This is a genomic window from Variovorax boronicumulans, assembly GCF_040544675.1.
In the GTDB taxonomy this organism is placed as follows: Bacteria; Pseudomonadota; Gammaproteobacteria; order Burkholderiales; family Burkholderiaceae_C; genus Variovorax; species Variovorax boronicumulans_D.
Genome location: NZ_JBEPKK010000008.1, coordinates 137,772 through 156,217 on the forward strand (window position 1 = coordinate 137,772; position 18,446 = coordinate 156,217).

Genomic DNA, 18,446 nt, shown 5'->3' on the forward strand with positions numbered 1-18,446 from the left:
CGACCACGCCATGGGCTACATCCTTCGACGATTTCTTGCGACGCTGCCGGTCATGGCGGTGGTGGCCGTGGTGGTGTTCCTGCTGATCCACCTGTCGCCGGGCGATCCGGCCGCGCTGATCGCGGGCGACCTCGCCTCGGTGGAAGACATCGAGAAACTGCGCGCAGTGCTGGGCCTGGACCTGCCGCTGTGGCAGCAGTTCGCGGTGTGGGTAGGCCGGCTGCTCACCGGCGACCTCGGCACCTCCATCTTCACGCAGGTGCCGGTTTCGCAGTTGCTGGGCCAGCGGCTGGAGCCCACGGCGTCGATCGCGGCGCTCACCATGCTGATCACGCTGCTGGTGGCGGTGCCGCTGGGCACGCTCGCGGCCTACCGCGCGGGCAGCTGGGTCGACCGGCTGGTGATGCTGTTCGCGGTGCTCGCGTTCTCGATGCCGGTGTTCCTGGTGGGCTACCTGCTGATCTATGCTTTTGCAATACAGCTGCCGTGGTTTCCGGTGCAGGGCTATGTGCGGTTTGCCGAAAGCCCCTTCGACTGGCTTCGCGGGCTGATCCTTCCCTGCGTGAACCTGGCCCTGGTGTACATCGCGCTCGTGACCCGCATGACGCGCGCCACCGTGCTCGAGGTGCTGCACGAGGACTACATCCGCACCGCGCGCGCCAAGGGCCTGGGCGTGCTGGCGGTGCTGGGGCACGCCCTGCGCAATGCGGCCATTCCGATCGCCACCACCATCGGCGTGGGCATTGCGCTCCTGATCGGCGGCGTGGTGGTCACCGAGACGGTGTTCGCCATCCCGGGCGTGGGCCGGCTGGTGATCGATTCGGTCCAGCGTCACGACTACCCGGTGATCCAGAGCGTGCTGCTGCTGTCGGCCGGTGTGTACGTGCTGATCAACCTGCTGATCGATCTGAGCTACAGACTCTTCGATCCGCGTATCCAGTACTGAGCCCGGCCATGTCCCTCGCCTCCCCCTCGATGAAACACGAACCCGTTCACGCTGAGCCTGTCGAAGCGCCGCGCAAGGCTTCGACAAGCTCAGCCCGAGCGGATCTCTCACAGGCCGACGAAGCGCCCTTCGTGCCGCCCCGCTGGCGCTGGGTGCGCAAGCACCCGACGCTGATCGTCGGTGCGCTGCTGCTCATCGCGGTTGCGGCCCTTTCCATCGCCGCGCCGTGGATCGCCACGCACGACCCGCAGGACATCGACCCGCTCGCACGCATGCAACCACCCGGGGCCGAGCACTGGTTCGGCACCGATGCAATGGGCCGCGACGTGTTCAGCCGCGCCGTGTGGGGCGGGCAGGTGTCGATGATCGTCGGCGCTTCGGTCGCACTGCTCGCGACCGCGTTCGGCGTGCTGATCGGCCTGTTCGCGGGCTTCGTGCGCTGGGCCGACGGGCCGGTGATGCGGGTGATGGACGGGCTCATGGCCATCCCGGGCATCCTGCTGGCCATCGCGCTCATGGCGGTGACGCGCGCCAGCCTCACGACGGTGATCGTGGCCATCACGGTGCCCGAGATACCGCGTGTGGTGCGGCTGGTGCGCTCGCTCGCGCTCACGTTGCGCGAACAGCTCTATGTGGAGGCTGCGCATGCGGTGGGCACGCGACTGCCGGTGATTTTGTTCCGCCATGTGCTGCCCAACATGATTGCGCCGCTGATCGTGCAATCGACCTTCGTCGCGGCCGCCGCGGTGCTGACCGAAGCCGCCCTCTCCTTCCTCGGCGTGGGCGTGCCCGCGCAGACACCCAGCTGGGGCAACATGATGGCCGAAGGCCGCAACTTCGTGGCGGTGGCGTTCCACATCATCCTGTACCCGGGACTGCTGCTGGCGGCCACGGTGCTGGCGATCAACCTGCTGGGCGACGGCCTGCGCGATGCGCTCGATCCGCGTCTGGCGCGGCAACTGTGAGCGCGCCATGAAGCCCATGTCCCACGTTGCCCTCGCCCCCGGCGAGCCCCTGCTCGAAGTCGACAACCTGCGCACGCACTTCCACACGCTCAACGGCGTGGTTCGCTCGGTCGACGGTGTCTCGTACACGGTGCGCGCGGGCCGCACGCTCGGCGTGGTCGGCGAGTCGGGCTGCGGCAAGAGCGTGACCGCGCTCTCCATCCTGCGGCTGGTGCCTACGCCGCCCGGTCGCCACATGGGCGCGGTGCGCCTGCGCGGCACCGACCTCATGCAGCTGAGCGAGCGCGAGATGCGGCAGATCCGCGGCAACCGCATCTCGATGATCTTCCAGGAGCCGATGACCTCGCTGAACCCGGTGCTCACCGTGGGCCGGCAGATCGCCGAAACGGTGCAGCTGCACCAGAACGCGAGCCGCGCCGAAGCGATGCAGCGCGCGGTCGAGATGCTGCGCGTGGTGCAGATCCCCGAGCCCGAGCGGCGCGTGAACGAGTACCCGCACCAGCTCTCGGGCGGCATGCGGCAGCGCGTGATGATCGCGCTGGCGCTGGCCTGCAACCCCGAGGTGCTGATCGCCGACGAGCCGACCACCGCGCTGGACGTGACGATCCAGGCGCAGATCCTGGACCTCATCCGCCGGCTGCAGAAAGAGCTGGGCATGGGCGTGGTGATGATCACGCACGACCTGGGCGTGGTGGCCGAGAGCTGCGACCGCGTGGTGGTGATGTATGCCGGCAAGAAGGTCGAGGAAGCCGACGTGATCGACCTGTTCGACCAGCCGCTGCATCCCTACACACGGGCGCTGATGGCCTCGATGCCCGCGATGAACACCGCGAGCGCGCGGCTCACGGAGATTCCGGGCCTGGTGCCGGCCGCGCACGAACTGGGGCGCGGATGCGCCTTTGCCGCGCGCTGCAGCCATGCGCGCGAGCGCTGCCGCGTCGAGACGCCGCAGCTCACGCAGCAAGGCAGCGACCATGTGGTGGCGTGCTTTGCCGTCGAAGAACAATGGGCCGATGCAGAGGTGACCGCATGACGACGAACGCAGCCCCGCTGCTCCAGGTGCGCAACCTGCGCAAGCACTACATCTCCCCCAAGCGCTGGCTGCGGCCCGCGAAGCCGGCGATCCAGGCGGTCGATGGCGTCTCGTTTTCCGTTGCACGCGGCGAAACGCTGTCGCTGGTCGGCGAGTCGGGCTGCGGCAAGACGACGACCGCGAAGTCGGTGATACGGCTGATCGAGCCGACTTCGGGTTCGGTGGCGCTCGACGGCGAAGAGCTGCTGACACTCTCGGCCAACGAGATGCGCCTCCGCAGGCGGCAGTTGCAGATCATCTTCCAGGACCCGTATGCCTCGCTGAACCCGCGCCTCACAGCCGGCGACATCGTGGCCGAGCCGCTGCGCAACTTCGGCATGGGCGCGGCGGCCGAACGGCGCGAGCGCGTGCAGTGGCTGTTCTCGCGCGTGGGCCTGCGGCCTGAAGCCGCGAAGAAATTTCCGCACGAGTTCTCGGGCGGGCAGCGGCAGCGCCTGGGCATTGCACGCGCGCTGGCGCTGAACCCCAAGCTCATCGTCTGCGACGAGCCGGTCTCCGCGCTCGACGTGTCGGTGCAGGCGCAAGTGGTCAACCTGCTGATGGACCTGCAGGCGGAGTTCGGCATCGCGTACCTCTTCGTCGCGCACGACCTCGCGGTGGTGCGGCACATCAGCCACCGCGTCGCGGTGATGTACCTCGGTCACATCGTGGAGATCGCGGACCGGAACACGCTGTTCTCCGCGCCGCTGCATCCGTACACCGAGATCCTGCTGTCGGCCGTGCCCGTGCCCAACCCGCGCACCCCCGCGCGCCGCATGCTGCTGCAGGGCGATCCGCCGAGCCCCGCGAACCCGCCCTCGGGCTGCCGCTTTCACACGCGCTGCCCGATGGCACAGGCGGTGTGCAAGGAGAAGACGCCCGAGCTGAGCGAACGCCCTTCGTCTTCCCATGGCGGTCATTGGGTGGCCTGCCACTTCCGTTGAAGAAAGAACCTCACCGATGACCGACAAGACACCCCACTACGACCTGCTGATCACAGGCGGCACCGTGATCGACGGCACCAAGGCACCGCGCTTCGACGCCGACATAGGCATCATCGACGGACGCATCGCCGCCATCGGCAAGCTCACCGGCCACACCGCCGACCAGACGCTCGACGCCAACGGCCGCATCGTCGCGCCGGGCTTCATCGACTCGCACACGCACGACGACCAGGCCGTGCTGTCGCAGGCCCAGATGCCGTTCAAGGTGTCGCAGGGCGTGACCACGGTGGTGGCGGGCAACTGCGGCATCAGCGCCGCGCCGCTGCGTTTGGACATGGACCTGCCGATGCCGCTGAGCCTGCTCGACTCGCCCGCCGAAGGCCGCTTCACCACCTTCGCCGCGTACCTCGACGCGCTGCGCGCCACGCCGTCCTCGGTGAACGTGGCCGCGATGGTGGGCCACTCGACGCTGCGCGCGGTGGTCATGTCCGACCTCGACCGCCCCGCGAACGACACCGAGATCGCCGCGATGCAGGCGCTGGTCGAAGAGGCGATGCAGGCCGGCGCGATCGGCCTGTCGACCGGCACCTTCTACCCACCGGCCGTGAAGGCGACGACCGAAGAGATCATCGAAGTCGGTCGCCCGCTCACTGCGCGCAAGGCGCTCTACGTGACCCACATGCGCGACGAAAGCGACCGGGTGATGGAGTCGCTGGAAGAGACCTTCCACATCGGCCGCGCGCTCGACATCCCGGTGGTGGTGTCGCACCACAAGGTGCAGAACACGCAGAACTTCGGCAAGACCAAGGTGACGCTGCCCTTCATCAAGGCCGCGATGCAGCACCAGTGCATCGGCCTCGATTGCTACCCGTACACCGCGGGCTCCACGATGATCCGCACCGACCGCGGAATGATGGACGGCCGCGTGCTCATCGCATCGAGCGTGCCGCACCCCGAATGCGCGGGCCGCGACCTGAAGGACATAGCGGCCGAATGGGGCGTGTCGGGCGAAGAAGCGGCCGTTCGCCTGCAGCCGGGCAGCGCGATCTATTTCATGATGGACGAGGACGACGTGCAGCGCGTCCTCGCCTTCGAAGACACGATGATCGGCTCCGACGGCATTCCGCTCGGCGACAAGCCGCATCCGCGTTTGTGGGGCACCTTTCCGCGCGTGCTCGGGCACTACAGCCGCGACGTGGGCCTGTTCCCGCTGGAGACGGCAGTGTGGAAGATGACGGGGCTCACCGCGCGCAACTTCGGGCTGCATGAACGCGGCACGCTGAAGCCGGGGCACCACGCGGACGTAGTGATCTTCAATGCCGCGACCGTGCGCGACACCGCGAACTACGAAACACCGACGCAGCCGGCCGAAGGCATCGACGCGGTGATCGTGAATGGCGCGGTCACCTGGCAACACGGCGTGCACAGCGGTGCGCGCAATGGGCAGGTCATCGTTCGCACCGACACGGCGCGAGCGCTCGCGGCCGCCTGAGTTCCATCGCAATCCGGTGCGTGCGCCGCACCGGATTGGTGACCGACACGCCGCCGGCACAGCCTCGCTGCACCCCTCCTCAACGCGTTTTCCCAGGCGGCAGGCCGCTGTAGGGGATTTCCCTTGCGTGCTGGCCCGGAGCTTGCATGGATCGAACATATAGTTGAACATTTCAACTATTGAATGTTTCTTCTATTCGATCATGCATGCACCGCTCCAGCTGAAAACCGACTACATCAACGTCCTGCTCGACCTGGCGTCCGAGCGAACGCGCGATCGCGGTTCGCGCGTCTACGAGATCGAACTCGGCCTGTCGATCCGCGACGTGCGGCTGCTCCGGATGATCGGCGGCGCGCCCGGCATCACCATGGGCCAGCTGGTGCAGACCTGCGGCATCGAGAAAACGCTGGTCTCCAAGCTCGTCGCTTCGCTGGTGCAGCGTGAGCTGGTACAGCGCAGCATCGGCACCGAGGACGCGCGGCAGATCCACCTGGCATTGACCGATGCCGGCATGCAGCTCGTGCTGCGCGCGGAGCCCATCGGCCACGAGATGGAGGCGCGCTTTCTCGACTGCCTGAGCGTCTCCGAAGTGCAGACCCTGAGCCGCATCCTTCACAAGATCATCGATGCGGAAGCCGGCTCGCGCGACATCTTCGAGTTTCTGATCGCGCAGCTGCGCGAGAGCAAGGCCGCCGACGCGGCACCTTCCCCTTCTGCATCCACCTCGTCCTCCACCCGAAAGAAGTAAGGCTTCATGGCTATCCAACCCTCGCTCTGCCGCGCCGCCGCGGCAACCCTCGCGGCGCTGGCCCTCGCGTTCTCCACCGGAGCCTCCGGCGAAACGGTGCTGCGCACCGTGCCCTCGTCGGACCTGAAGATCCTCGACCCGATCTGGACCACGGCCAACATCACGCGCAACCACGGGCTCATGATCTACGACACCCTTTTCGCGATGGACGAAAAGGGCACGATCAAGCCGCAGATGGTCGACAAGTACACCGCGAGCCCCGACAACAAGGTGTGGACCTTCACGCTGCGCCCGGGCCTGAAGTTTCACGACGGCAAGCCCGTCACCTCGCAGGACGTGATCGCCTCGCTCGCGCGCTGGGCCAAGCGCGACACGCTGGGCCAGAAGATGTACGAGGCCATGGACAGCATCGTCGCGGACAGCCCCACGGCCTTTCGCATGACGTTCAAGCAGCCCTTCGGCGTGGTGCTCGATGCCTTGGGCAAGCCCAACCCGCTGGTGCCTTTCATCATGCCCAAACGCGTGGCCGAAACGCCCGCCGACAAGCAGATCGAGGAGATGATCGGCTCGGGCCCGTTCACGCTCGCGAAGGAAGATTTCCGCCCGGGTGACCGCGTCATCTACCGCAAGAACACCGCCTATGTGCCTCGCAAGGAGCCCGCCTCGGGCTTGGCGGGCGGCAAGGTGGTGCATGTGGACCGCGTCGAATGGGTGCTGCTGCGCGATCCGCAGACGCAGGCCAACGCGCTCTTCAACGGCGAGGTCGACATGCTCGAATCGGTGCCCGCCTCCGCCTACGCCGGCATGCGCACCGATGCGCGGATCGAAATGGTCGACGTGATGCCCGCGGGGCCGTTCACCGTGATCTACAACCACAAGGTGCCGCCCTTCAACAACCCGAAGGCGCTCAGGGCCGCCATGCTGGCCATCAACCAGGAGGCCATGCTGCGCGCACAGGCCACCTACCGCGACTTCTACAAGCCCTGCGCCTCCATCTACCTCTGCGGCTCGCCCTATGCGAGCGACAAGACCGGCTTCTTCACCGGCAAGCCGCAGTTCGAAGAGGCGAAGAAGCTGCTGAAGGAATCGGGCTACGACGGCAAGCCGGTGGTCATCATGCTGCCCGGCGACGCGCCCGCGCTCAACAAGATGCCCGCGGTCTACGGGCAGTTGCTCAAGCAGGTGGGTTTCAACGTCGACGTGCAGACCACCGACTGGGCCACGCTGGTGACGCGGCGCGCCCGCAAGGACCTGCCCGAGAACGGCGGCTGGAACGCCTTCATCACCTTCTGGGGCGGCGTGGATGCCAGCAGCCCGATCGGCTACGGACCGCTCACCGGCAATGGCGACCAGGGCTACTTCGGCTGGCCGGTGCAGCCGGAACTCGAAGCGCTGAAGTCGCGCTTCATCGCAACCTCCGACATTGCACAGCGCAAAGAGATCGCCACGCAAATCCAGCGGGTCGCGCTGGACAACGGCGTGCTGGCGCCACTGGGCGAAGGCAAGGCGCCGACCGCGGTGCGCCGCGGCACGGTGAGCGGGCTGCTGCCGTCGCCCGCGGTGCTGTACTGGAACGTGCAGAAGAAATAGGCGCAAGCGCCCCCTCGCAGCTCCCTGTCGGCGCGTCGAGCCGGCTGCCTCGCGGCGGCCGGCCGGGCGCCCGGGAACAGCTTCGTCCGCACCAGCCACCCGACACACGACCGATCCTTTCAACGAGACCCCTGCGCATGCTCAACTTCCTGCTCCGTCGCGGCCTGGCCACCGCCCCCGTGTTGCTGATCGTGGCCGTCATCGTCTTCCTGCTGCTGCGCATGACGCCCGGCGATCCGGCGGCGGCCATCGCGGGCGACGCGGCCAGCGTGCAGGACATCGAGCGCATTCGCACGCAGCTCGGCCTGAACGCGTCGATCCTCAGCCAGTTCGCGAGCTGGCTGGGCCAGGTGGTGCGCGGCGACCTCGGCTACTCGTTCTTCTACAAGATGAGCGTGAGCGACCTGATCGCACAGCGCCTGGAACCCACGCTCTCGGTGGCCGCGCTGACCATGGTGCTCACGGTGCTGATCGCCGTGCCGCTGGGCGTGCTGGCGGCCGCGCGGCGCGGCGGGCGCCTGGACCGACTCATCATGAGCGCCTCGGTGCTGGGCTTCTCGGTGCCGGTGTTCGTTGCGGGCTACGTGATGATCTGGGTGTTCTCGATGCAGCTCGGCTGGCTGCCTTCGCAGGGCTACAGCCGCATCGCCGACGGCATCGGGCCCTGGCTGCGCAACCTCGTGCTGCCCTGCACCACGCTGGCCCTGATGTATGCGGCGTTGATCGCGCGGGTCACGCGGGCCGCCGTGTCCGAAGCGCTCACCGAAGACTATGTGCGCACCGCGCGCGCCAAAGGCATTTCGGAGCGTCGCATGCTGGTGCGCCACGCGCTCGCCAATGCGGCGGTGCCGATCGCCACGGTGATCGGCCTGAGCGTTGCCGGCCTCATCGGCGGCGTGGTGGTCACGGAAACCATCTTCGCGATTCCCGGACTGGGCCAGCTCACGGTGGACGCGGTGCTCTCGCGCGACTACCCGCTCATCCAGGGCATCACGCTTTTCTTTTCGCTCGTGTACGTGGTGGTCAACCTGCTGGTGGACCTGAGCTACCTGCTGCTCGATCCGCGCATCCGCTACTGAACCGGAGCCTTCCCATGACATCGATTCCTCTCCAACCCGATGCACTGCCGACGGCGGCACCTCGGGCGCGCAAGCCGGCCCTTCTGCGCCGCATCTTCGCCAACGGCGCGGTGCGCATCGGCGCCGTGCTCCTGGGCCTCATGGTCGTGATGGCGGTGGCCGCGCCCTGGCTCTACACCATCGACCCCAACACGATGGACCCCGCGAGTTCGCACCTGCCGCCCGGCGCGCGCGCCGAGTTCACGACGCTGGCCGGCGACACCTTCGAGCGCTTCTTCCCGATGGGCACCGACAGCATGGGCCGCGACCTCTGGAGCCGCGCGGCCTATGGGGCGCGCATCTCGCTGGCCGTGGGCGTGGCGGTCGCCTTGGGCTCGATCGCACTGGGGCTGGTGGTGGGCATGGTCGCGGGCTACTTCCGCCGGCTCGACGGCGCGATCATGCGGGTGATGGACGGGATGATGGCCATCCCCGGCATCCTGTTCGCCATCGTGCTCGTGGCCGTCTGGCGGCCCAGCCTGCTGACGGTGATCCTGGCCATCGTCGTGCCGGAGACGCCGCGCGTGGCGCGGCTCGTGCGCTCGGTGGTGCTGTCGGTGCGCGAGGAGCCCTACGTCGAGGCCGCCGTCGCGCTCGACACGCCGGCCTGGAAGCTGATGGTGCGGCACATCCTGCCCAACACGGTGGCGCCGTTGATCGTGCAGGGCACCTTCATCTGCGCGGCTGCGATGCTGGTGGAGGCGGCCATGTCCTTCCTCGGCATCGGCCTGCCCTCCGAAGTGCCGACCTGGGGAAACATCATGTCCGAGGGCCGCGCGCACTTCGGCTCGCACCCTTCGAGCGTGCTGCTGCCCGGCGCTTTTCTTGCGCTCACGGTGCTGGCGGTGAACATGCTCGGCGACGGCCTGCGCGATGCGCTCGATCCCAAGTTCAACCAGCGCGGAGGCTGACCATGACCATCACGCACCCCACCTCGCCGTCGGGCGACGCGCCCTGCCTCGTCGTGCGCGACCTGCGCATCGACCTGCCCACCGGCGCGGACCGCCCGCATGCGGTCGACGCCATTTCCTTCGATGTCATGCCCGGGCAGGTCGTATGCCTGCTGGGCGAGTCGGGCTCCGGAAAGTCGGTGATCGCGCAGGCCGCAATGGGCCTGCTGCCACCGTCGCTGGTGCCTTCGGGCGGATGCATCGAGGTGCAGGGCGAGAACGTGCTCGCGGCCAGCGCATCACGCCTGCGCGCGCTGCGCGGCGCCCGCATGGCGATGGTGTTCCAGGAACCGATGACGGCGCTCAACCCGGTCATGCGCTGCGGCGCGCAGGTCGACGAGATCCTGGCCGAGCACACGCGCCTGGGCGCGGCCGAGCGCCGGCAACGCGTGCTCGGCATCTTCGAGCGGGTCCGTCTGCCAGAGCCGCAGCGCATCTACGACGCCTACCCGCATCAGTTGTCGGGCGGACAGCGGCAGCGCATCGTGATCGCGATTGCGTTGATCCTGCGTCCCGCGCTGCTGATCTGCGACGAGCCGACCACCGCGCTGGACGTGACCACGCAGGCCGAGATCCTGGCGCTCATCCGCGAGATGCAGCAGGAGAACGGCACCGCCGTGCTGTTCATCACCCACGATTTCGGCGTGGTGGCGGACATTGCGGATCGCGTGGTGGTGCTGCAGCTCGGGCGGCAGGTCGAAAGCGGCGCCAAGGACGAGGTGCTGCGCCGCCCGAAGGAGGCGTACACGCGCATGCTGCTGGACGCGGTGCCGCGCCTGGAACCGGCATTGCGCGCGCCGCTGGCGCCGTCGCAGCCGCTGCTCGATGCGCGCGGCGTATCGAAGACCTATCGCAGCGGCTCCTGGCCCGGCAAGCGCCGCACCGTGCAGGCGGCGACCGATGTGTCGCTGCAGCTTCACGCGGGCGAGACGGTGGGCATCGTGGGCGAGTCGGGGTCGGGCAAATCGACCGTCGCGCGCTGCATCGCGCGGCTGATCGAGCCGACGGCGGGCGACATCCGCGTGCCGCATTCCCAGGCACATGGCGCGGGCACAGGTGCCGCAGGGCGCTCCGCCTTCCGCCGCATGGTGCAGGTGGTGTTCCAGGACCCGAACCGCTCGCTGAACCCGCGCCGCACCGTCGGCCAGTCGATCGTCGAGGGGCCGGTGAACTTCGGCGTACCGCCTGCGGAGGCATGGCGGCGCGCGGAGGCGCTGATGGGGCTGGTGCGGCTGCAGCCCGAGGTGCTGCACCGCTATCCGAGCGAGTTCTCGGGCGGCCAGCGGCAGCGCCTGTGCATTGCGCGCGCGCTTGCCTGCGAGCCCCGGGTGCTGATCGCGGACGAGGCCGTCTCGGCGCTCGACGTGTCGGTGCAGGACCAGATCCTCAAGCTGCTCGCGGAGATCCAGCAGCGCCTGTCCATCGGCATTCTTTTCATCACGCACGACCTGCGGGTGGCCAGCCAGATCTGCGACCGGCTCATCGTGATGCACAAGGGCCGCATCGTCGAGGAGGGTTCGGCGCATGAAGTGCTGCAGTCGCCGCGCGAGTCCTACACGCGCTCGCTGCTGGCCGCGGCACCGGGCCAGGGCTACGCCTTCGGGGGCGGCTGACACCGCGCCGCCCTCCTTCGCTCATCCATCCATTCATTCATCCATCCACCACCAAGAGACAACAGGACATGAACACACCCTTGTACGAACTCAGCGCCACCCAGTTGCTGGCGCACTACCGCGACCGCGCGCTCTCGCCCGTGGAAGTGACGCAATCGGTGCTCGCGCGCATCGAGCGCTGGGAGCCATCGATCCACGCCACCTATGCGCTGGATGCCGAAGCCGCGCTGGCCGCGGCCCGCGCCTCCGAAGCCCGCTGGGCGCAGGGCGCGCCGCAGGGCGACCTGGACGGCGTGCCGGTGACGCTCAAGGAAAACATCGCCACGCGCGGCACGCCGGTGCCGGTGGGCAGCGCCGCCACGGTGCTCGCGCCGGCGGCCTCGGACGCGCCGGCCGCCGCCCGGCTGCGCGAAGCGGGCGCCGTCATCGTCACCAAGACCACGATGCCCGACTTCGGCTTCCTGGGGGCTGCGCCATCGAGCTTTCACGCGCTCACCCGCAATCCGTGGAACCTCGACAGGAACACCGGCGGCTCGAGCTCCGGCGCCGGCGCGGCCGCCGCTGCGGGCTACGGCCCGCTTCACCTGGGCACCGACATCGGCGGCTCGGTGCGCATTCCCGCGAGCTTCTGCGGCGTCTTCGGGCTCAAGCCCAGCCACGGCCGCATTCCGGTCGATCCGCCCGCCGCCGCCCGCGTGATCGGCCCGATGACGCGCACGGTGGCCGACGCCGCGCTGCTGATGCAGGTGGTCTCACGGCCCGACGCACGCGACCACATGAGCCTGCCGCCGAGCGATATCGCCTGGCAGCACCTGGAGCGCAGCATGAAGGGCCTGCGCATCGGCCTGTGGACCGAGCCGGCCGGCGGATGGCCCATCGACGCCGAAGTGAAAGAGGCGGTGCTGGCCGCGGCGCGCCTGTTCGAGCAGGCCGGTGCCATCGTCGAGCCGGTGGCCGACTGGAGCACCACGGAGATGCGCATGGGCATGGCGCATTTCTTCACCATGCGCTGCCGGGTGGACCTGGCCGGCATGCCGCCGGAACGTGCGCAGCTGGCGGCGGCCTACATCCACGACGCGGCCGCCTACGCTGGCTCGCTGACGCCGGAAGACACCTTCCGCGCCTTCACGCGGATGCAGGCGCTGCGTGCCGCCACGGTGGCCGCCACGCAGCCGTACGATTTCGTGCTGTCGCCGGTATCGCCCGTGCTGCCCTTTGCCGCGGAGGCCATCAACAGCGGCTCCGAAAATCCGCTGAAGGACTCGCACTTCACCTCGGTCTTCAATCACTCCGAGCAGCCGGCGGCGTCCATCAACTGCGGCTACGCCAAGAACGGCCTGCCCATCGGCCTTCAGATTGCAGGCAGGCGCTTCGACGATCTGGGGGTGTTGCAGGCGGCGCGGTTCTACGAGTCCGTGCGGCCTGCACAGGCGGCCTGGCCGGAACCTGCCTGACTCAGTCCGGCGCGTTGACCACCCGGTCGAACTCCTCATCGGCCGGCACGTTGTCCGCATCGAGGTCGCTGGCATCGGTGAGATCGATGCCGGTTTCTTCCGACAGGTCGTCGGTCACGTCGCTGTCGGTTTCCTCGAAATCGTCGGCCGGCGTGTTGTCGTCTTCTTCATCGGATGGCGCGGCGGAACGCACGGTGGCGTCGACGTGATTCATGATCGGCTCCTGGGCTGAATGCTGAACGGCCCCCTATGGTGCGCCTGTTTGGCCCGGTCCGGTTCATTCGATGGCCAGCGTCGGTGTCTGAAAGTTTCTCGCCCCGCCGCCGCTGCTGCCGCCGCTCGTGTGGTGGTCAGTCCTTGTGGACGTGGCCGTGTTCGCCGTGGCCGGGGTCGTCGTGGCCATGGTCATGCCCGTGTTCGCCGTGTGCGAGGCGGCTCACCAGCGTGACCAGCACGATGCCCGCGACCAGCCACGCAATCTGCGCGGCGGTCTGGCGGGCGGGCAAACGTTTTTGCAGTTGGGGAATCAGGTCGGCCAGCGCCACATACACAAAACTGCTGCCGGCCAACACCAGGAAGTAAGGCAGCCAGCCGTGCAGCTGGTCGACCAGCCACCAGCCCGCGATACCGCCGAGCATGGTCATGGTGCCGGCCAGCGAAACCTTGATGAGCGCGGTGCGCGGGTTGGCCGAGCTCTGGCGCAGCACGACGAGGTCGCCGATGTGATGCGGCACCTCATGGGCGAGCACTGCAAGGGCGGCCACCAGGCCCAGGCGAATGTCGGCGATGAAAGCCGAAGCGATCAGGATGCCGTCGCCGAAGCAATGCACGCTGTCGCCGGTGAGCACGGCCCAGCTGCCGCCGCCCTTGGGTGCGTGGCTGTGCGCATGGCCATGGGCGTGCCCGTGGTCATCGTGGTGATCGTGCGCATCGCCATGGTGATGCTCGTGCCCGTGGTGCCACAACTCGGCCTTGTCGAGCAGAAAGAAGAACACCAGGCCGAACAGCAGCACCGCGAACAGCACCGCGGGTTCGATGCGGCTTTCGAAGGCCTCGGGCAAGAGGTGCATGAAGGCCGTGGCCAGCAGCGCGCCGGCGGCCAGGCTCAGCAGATGCTGCGGATTGACCCCGCCCGAGCCGTTGCGCACGCCCACACGCAGCAGCAACGCGGCCAACCAGACACTTCCGATGCCGGCGACCAGGGTCGCCGCGATGATGACTATCAAATTCATAGCTGCTTGCGCAAGAGAGGAGAGCGGCCATTCAGGGCCGCATACCGTTCATAAAAAGGAAAAGGCCGTCACACAGGACGGCCTTCGGCGGGAATGGCTACAAGGCGCCGTCGTCAGGCGACACCATTGGCTTTGAACCAGGCGGTAGCGCGCTGCCATCCGTCGTCTGCTGCGCTCTTGAGGTAGCTGGGACGGTAGTCGGCATGGAACGCATGGCCTGCTTCGGGATACACGACGAAGCTCGATGCCTTGGCCGCCGGGGTTCCCGTGGCCAGAGCAGCTTTCATCTTATCAACCGTGTCAAGGGGGATCCCCTGGTCTTTTCCGCCGTAGAGACCGAGCACCGGCGCCTGCAGGCTGGCGGCCACGTCGACGGGGTGCCTGGGGGTCAGGTCGCTGGCCTGGCCGACCAGCCGGCCGTACCAGGCGACACCGGCCTTGACCTTGCCGGTGGCCGCATAAAGCCAGGTGATGCGCCCACCCCAGCAAAAGCCGGTGATGCCGGCCTTGCTGGTGTCGCCGCCGTTGGCCTTGGCATAGGCCAGCGCGCCGTCCAGGTCGGCCATGACCTGCGCATCGGGCACCTTGGTGACGATGTCGGCCTGCAGCTTGGGAATGTCGGTGTAGCCGCGCGGGTCGCCCTGGCGCGCATAGAGCTCGGGGGCAATGGCCATGTAGCCCAGCTTGGCGAAGCGGCGGCAGGTGTCGGCGATGTATTCGTGCACGCCGAAGATCTCCTGGACCACCAGGATCACAGGCAGGCCGGTCTTGCCGGCCGGTGCCGCCGCATATGCGGGCACCTCGAAACCGTTGACGGTGTACTTGATGGGGCCGGCCTTCAGGCCGTCGGCCGGGGTGACGATGGCGGTCTGTGCCGCCACTGGCATCACCGCGGCGGCGTAGCCCACACCGATGGCGGCCTTGAGCGCGGTGCGGCGCGTGGCACCCTGCTCGGTGCTCTCGCCGGGGCGGAGCGAATCGAATTCGGAACGGCTGTCGTCGAGTGCGGGCATGTGAAGGCTCCAGTTGATTCATCGGACAAAGGTCGAAGGGGTGCTGCGCGGAAAACGCACGCCGCAATGTAGGCGAAATCGGCGCCCTGCTTCGATGACCGGGAATTCAGTGGGGTCGAGGCCTGCGCCTTTGCACCGACCGCTTGCGCCGACGGCGCCGCTTATGTCCCGTAGGCCCGGCGCGCCAATGCGGCCGCCAGCACCTGCGCGGGGTCGACCAGGTCCAGGCCCGCCACCGCGGCCGAGCCCTGCAGGCCCAGCGGCACCTCGGTGCAGCCCATGATGATGGTGACCGGGCCGTGCCGCTCGGCGAGCCGCAGCGCGACCTCGGAAAAGCACTGCTGCGCGAGCGGCATGTTGCCGGCCTTCACGCCGTCGAAGATGCCTCGCATGATGGTCTGGCGCTCGTCGGCCAGCGGCACATGGCAGCCCAGGCCCGCTTCGGCCAGCGCCTGTTCGTAAAGACGCACGCGGTAGGTGCCCTCAGTGGCCATGAGCGCCACCTCGGTCGCGCCCTGCGCGGCCAGCTGCCGCGCGGTCTCGCGGGCCATGTGCAGCAGTTCGACCTGCGGAAAGCGCTCCTGCAGGCTGGCATGCCAGGCATGCGCGGTGTTGCAGGCAATGGCCACGGCCCGGCTGCCCAGCGCGGCCAGCCGGCCCAGCGCCTGCAGCATCGGCTCCAGCGGCTGGTGCGCGCCGTTCGCTTGCGAGGCCAGCGCGCCGGTGCGGTCGGGCACCGGCACCTGCGCGAGCCAGTGTTCGGGAAAGGACTGGTCGCGCACCGGCTCGCCGCGTGCCTGCATCTGCTGCGCACACGCCTGCACGAAGAGCCGGACGAAGTCGGCGCCCGCCGCGGGGCCCATGCCCCCCAAGATGCCAACTACGTTCGTCGAAGCCATGGTCTTTCTCTGTTTCAGGAATACCGCGGAACCGGCTTTGCCGGGCCGCTGGTATTGCCCCCGGTAGGGGGTTGGCGCAGCGACACGAAGTGCGCGCAGCCTGGGGGCGAGCTCAAGTGGCGGGTTTGTCGCTGAAGGCTTTCAGGTTTTCCTTCAGCTGATCGCTCATCGGCAGGTTCAGCGGCACGTTCTTCGGCGGGATCGGCTGCATGAACCACTTGGTGTAGAGCTTCTCGAACTCGCCGCTCTTCATCATGCCGATGAAGGTGTCGTCCACCAGCTTCTTGAAGGCCGGGTCGTCCTTGGGCAGCATGCAGGCGTAGGGCTCGACCTGCAGCGCCTCGCCCACCACTTCGTAGTCGGCGGGCGTCTTGGCGTTGGCGATCAGGCCGAACAGCAGGATGTCGTCCATGGCAAAGGCCACGGCGCGGTCGCTCTCGACCAGCAGGAACGCATCGGCGTGGTCCTTGCCGAGCACGATGTCCATGCCCAGGTTCTTGTCGGCGTTGTACTTGCGCATGACCAGCGCGTTGGTGGTGCCGGTGGTGCTGGCCACGGTCTTCTTGGCGAGGTCGGCGTAGTCCTTGATCTTGGAAGACTTCTTCGCCAAGAGGCGCGTGCCGGTATAGAAGTGATTGACCGCAAAGGCCACATCCTTGCCGCGCGCGCTGTTGTTGGTGGTGGAGCCGCACTCCAGGTCGACGGTGCCGTTGGTGATCAACGGAATGCGGTTCTGCGAGGTGACCGCCATCAGCGAAACCTGCAGGTTGGGCTTGTTCAGCTTCTTCTTCACCGCTTCGACCACGGCGTTGGAGAGCTCCACCGAGAACCCGATCGGCTTGTTGGGGCCGTCCAGGTAGCTGAAGGGCACCGACGATTCGCGGTAGGCGAGCGTGATCTTGCCGGACTCGGCGATCTTGGCGAGCGTGTCGGCAGCTTGCGCGCCGGTGGCGGTGAAGAGCACCGCGGCAGCCATGGATGCCATCAAGACGGAGAGTTTCATTCGAGCCTTCATTCGGTTGGATTGAACAGAAGGCCAGTGTAAGAAGGAGTGACACGCCCGGACAATTCCAATTAACCCCGGGGTCATGCCCAAAGGTTATGGGCGGGGGTTCTTTTGGCATTTCCGGGCGGCGCGGGGCGCCTCTACAGTCAAGCCGTCTCTTGTCTTCACTCCCGGAAAGTTGTCTTCATGCATGTGTGTGTGCTCGGTGCCGGCATCGTGGGCCTGGCCACCGCCTGGCAGCTCGAACGCCGGGGCCATCAGGTCACTGTTGTCGACCGTGCGACGCCGGGGGCCGGCGCGAGCGGCGGCAACGGCGCGCAACTGAGCTACTCGTACGTGCAGCCGCTGGCCGATGCGTCGATCTGGCGGCAGTTGCCCAAGCTGCTGCTCTCGCCCACCTCGCCGCTCAAGCTGCGCCCGCAGCTGGACCCGCTGCAATGGCGCTGGGGTCTGGGGTTTCTTGCCGCCTGCAACGCCGCGACCTCGCGCGAAACCACCGCAAAGCTGCTGGCGCTGGCCGCATCGAGCCGCACCGAGTTCGAGGCGATGCAGGCCGACATCGCCCCCGACTGCGACTTCTCCGCCACCGGCAAGCTGGTGCTCTATGCGAGCCCTGCCTCCCTCGAAGGAGCGCGTGCGCAGGTCGAGCTTCAGCGCACGATGGGCAGCGAGCAGCGCGTGGTCACGCCCGACGAGTGCATCGCCATCGAACCCGCGCTTGCGGGCTACCGCGGCCAGATGGCCGGCGCGGTGCACACGCCGAGCGAGTGCGCAGCCGATTGCCTCAAGGTGTGCGCCGAGCTGATGCGCGCACTGCAGGCGCGCGGGGTGCGCTTTCTGCTGGGCACCGACGTGCACGGCTTTGCGCGCACCGGGGGGCGTATCGCGGCAGTGAAAACCAGTGAGGGCGACATCGAGGCCGATGCCTTCGTGATGGCGCTGGGCTCGGCCTCGCACAAGCTCGGCCGCGCACTGGGTGCCTACCTGCCGGTGTATCCGCTCAAGGGCTACAGCATCACGGTGGAGGTCGACCCTTCGCCCGGCGCGGCGCCCCGCGTGAACGTGACCGACAGCGCGCGCAAGGTGGTGTTCGCGCGCATCGGCTCGCGCCTGCGGGTGGCGGGCATGGCCGAGCTGGTAGGGCACGACGCGCGCATTCCGGCCACCCGCATCGAGACCCTCGCAGCCGCCACGCGCGCCCTCTTCCCGCACGCGAGCCGGCTCGAAGAGCTGCACCCGTGGACCGGCATGCGGCCCGCCACCCCCACGGGCCTGCCGATCATCGGGCGCCTTGCGAGTGCGCCGTCGAACATGCTGTTCAACACCGGACACGGCGCGCTGGGTTTCACGCTGGCTTTCGGCTCGGCGCTGAAGATCGGGCAGGCGCTGCAAGCCGCCTGAGCG

The 18,446-nt window shown here is 68.0% G+C and carries 17 protein-coding genes; 12 read left to right on the forward strand and 5 right to left on the reverse strand.

Annotated elements, in window-relative coordinates; genetic code table 11:
- The first annotated feature begins 10 nt into the window (after positions 1–10).
- The 11 genes from ABIC90_RS16030 (at position 11) to ABIC90_RS16080 (ending at position 12,892) form a co-directional block, all read left to right on the forward strand.
- Positions 11–946, forward strand: coding sequence for an ABC transporter permease (locus tag ABIC90_RS16030; protein ID WP_354355567.1), 936 nt, complete (start codon positions 11–13; stop codon positions 944–946).
- An 8-nt stretch (positions 947–954) separates the two neighbouring features.
- Positions 955–1,911, forward strand: a complete 957-nt coding sequence (locus tag ABIC90_RS16035) for an ABC transporter permease (RefSeq protein ID WP_354355569.1) — start codon at positions 955–957, stop codon at positions 1,909–1,911.
- Positions 1,912–1,918: 7 nt separating this feature from the next.
- A complete protein-coding gene (locus ABIC90_RS16040) occupies positions 1,919–2,944 on the forward strand; it encodes an ABC transporter ATP-binding protein (RefSeq protein WP_354355571.1) in 1,026 nt (341 codons plus the stop codon).
- Positions 2,941–3,927 (forward strand): ABC transporter ATP-binding protein, encoded by a 987-nt coding sequence (locus tag ABIC90_RS16045; RefSeq protein ID WP_354355573.1) that lies wholly within the window; start codon positions 2,941–2,943, stop codon positions 3,925–3,927. The genes ABIC90_RS16040 and ABIC90_RS16045 overlap by 4 nt, the downstream gene beginning before the upstream one ends.
- 16 nt (positions 3,928–3,943) lie before the next feature.
- Positions 3,944–5,419 (forward strand): N-acyl-D-amino-acid deacylase family protein, encoded by a 1,476-nt coding sequence (locus tag ABIC90_RS16050; protein ID WP_354355575.1) that lies wholly within the window; start codon positions 3,944–3,946, stop codon positions 5,417–5,419.
- 202 nt (positions 5,420–5,621) lie between these two features.
- Positions 5,622–6,167, forward strand: a complete 546-nt coding sequence (locus tag ABIC90_RS16055; RefSeq protein ID WP_354355577.1) for a MarR family winged helix-turn-helix transcriptional regulator — start codon at positions 5,622–5,624, stop codon at positions 6,165–6,167.
- A gap of 6 nt (positions 6,168–6,173) precedes the next feature.
- Complete coding sequence (locus tag ABIC90_RS16060) at positions 6,174–7,757, forward strand: ABC transporter substrate-binding protein (protein WP_354355579.1); 1,584 nt, start codon at positions 6,174–6,176, stop codon at positions 7,755–7,757.
- A 137-nt stretch (positions 7,758–7,894) separates the two neighbouring features.
- Positions 7,895–8,836 (forward strand): ABC transporter permease, encoded by a 942-nt coding sequence (locus ABIC90_RS16065; RefSeq protein ID WP_354355581.1) that lies wholly within the window; start codon positions 7,895–7,897, stop codon positions 8,834–8,836.
- Between the two features lie 14 nt (positions 8,837–8,850).
- Positions 8,851–9,786: an ABC transporter permease gene (locus ABIC90_RS16070; protein ID WP_354355583.1), complete on the forward strand. Its 936-nt coding sequence runs from the start codon at positions 8,851–8,853 to the stop codon at positions 9,784–9,786.
- Positions 9,787–9,788: 2 nt separating this feature from the next.
- On the forward strand, positions 9,789–11,438 hold the full coding sequence (locus ABIC90_RS16075; protein ID WP_354355585.1) for an ABC transporter ATP-binding protein: 1,650 nt from the start codon (positions 9,789–9,791) through the stop codon (positions 11,436–11,438).
- Positions 11,439–11,506: 68 nt separating this feature from the next.
- The gene (locus ABIC90_RS16080) at positions 11,507–12,892 is read left to right on the forward strand and encodes an amidase (RefSeq protein WP_354355587.1); all 1,386 of its coding nucleotides are present in this window, start codon (positions 11,507–11,509) and stop codon (positions 12,890–12,892) included.
- Between the two features lies 1 nt (position 12,893).
- On the opposite strand, the gene ABIC90_RS16085 is transcribed toward ABIC90_RS16080, so the two are convergent.
- The 5 genes from ABIC90_RS16085 to ABIC90_RS16105 form a co-directional block, all read right to left on the reverse strand.
- Positions 12,894–13,106, reverse strand: coding sequence for a hypothetical protein (locus tag ABIC90_RS16085; RefSeq protein ID WP_354355589.1), 213 nt, complete (start codon positions 13,104–13,106; stop codon positions 12,894–12,896).
- 136 nt (positions 13,107–13,242) lie between these two features.
- Positions 13,243–14,124: a ZIP family metal transporter gene (locus tag ABIC90_RS16090; protein WP_354355591.1), complete on the reverse strand. Its 882-nt coding sequence runs from the start codon at positions 14,122–14,124 to the stop codon at positions 13,243–13,245.
- A gap of 113 nt (positions 14,125–14,237) precedes the next feature.
- Positions 14,238–15,137: a dienelactone hydrolase family protein gene (locus tag ABIC90_RS16095; RefSeq protein ID WP_354355593.1), complete on the reverse strand. Its 900-nt coding sequence runs from the start codon at positions 15,135–15,137 to the stop codon at positions 14,238–14,240.
- Between the two features lie 161 nt (positions 15,138–15,298).
- Complete coding sequence (locus tag ABIC90_RS16100; protein ID WP_354355595.1) at positions 15,299–16,036, reverse strand: aspartate/glutamate racemase family protein; 738 nt, start codon at positions 16,034–16,036, stop codon at positions 15,299–15,301.
- Between the two features lie 112 nt (positions 16,037–16,148).
- Positions 16,149–17,039, reverse strand: coding sequence for a transporter substrate-binding domain-containing protein (locus ABIC90_RS16105; RefSeq protein ID WP_354355597.1), 891 nt, complete (start codon positions 17,037–17,039; stop codon positions 16,149–16,151).
- Positions 17,040–17,228: 189 nt separating this feature from the next.
- Here ABIC90_RS16105 and ABIC90_RS16110 point away from each other — a divergent pair, with 189 nt between their 5' ends.
- On the forward strand, positions 17,229–18,443 hold the full coding sequence (locus tag ABIC90_RS16110) for a D-amino acid dehydrogenase (RefSeq protein WP_354355599.1): 1,215 nt from the start codon (positions 17,229–17,231) through the stop codon (positions 18,441–18,443).
- Positions 18,444–18,446 lie beyond the last annotated feature (3 nt).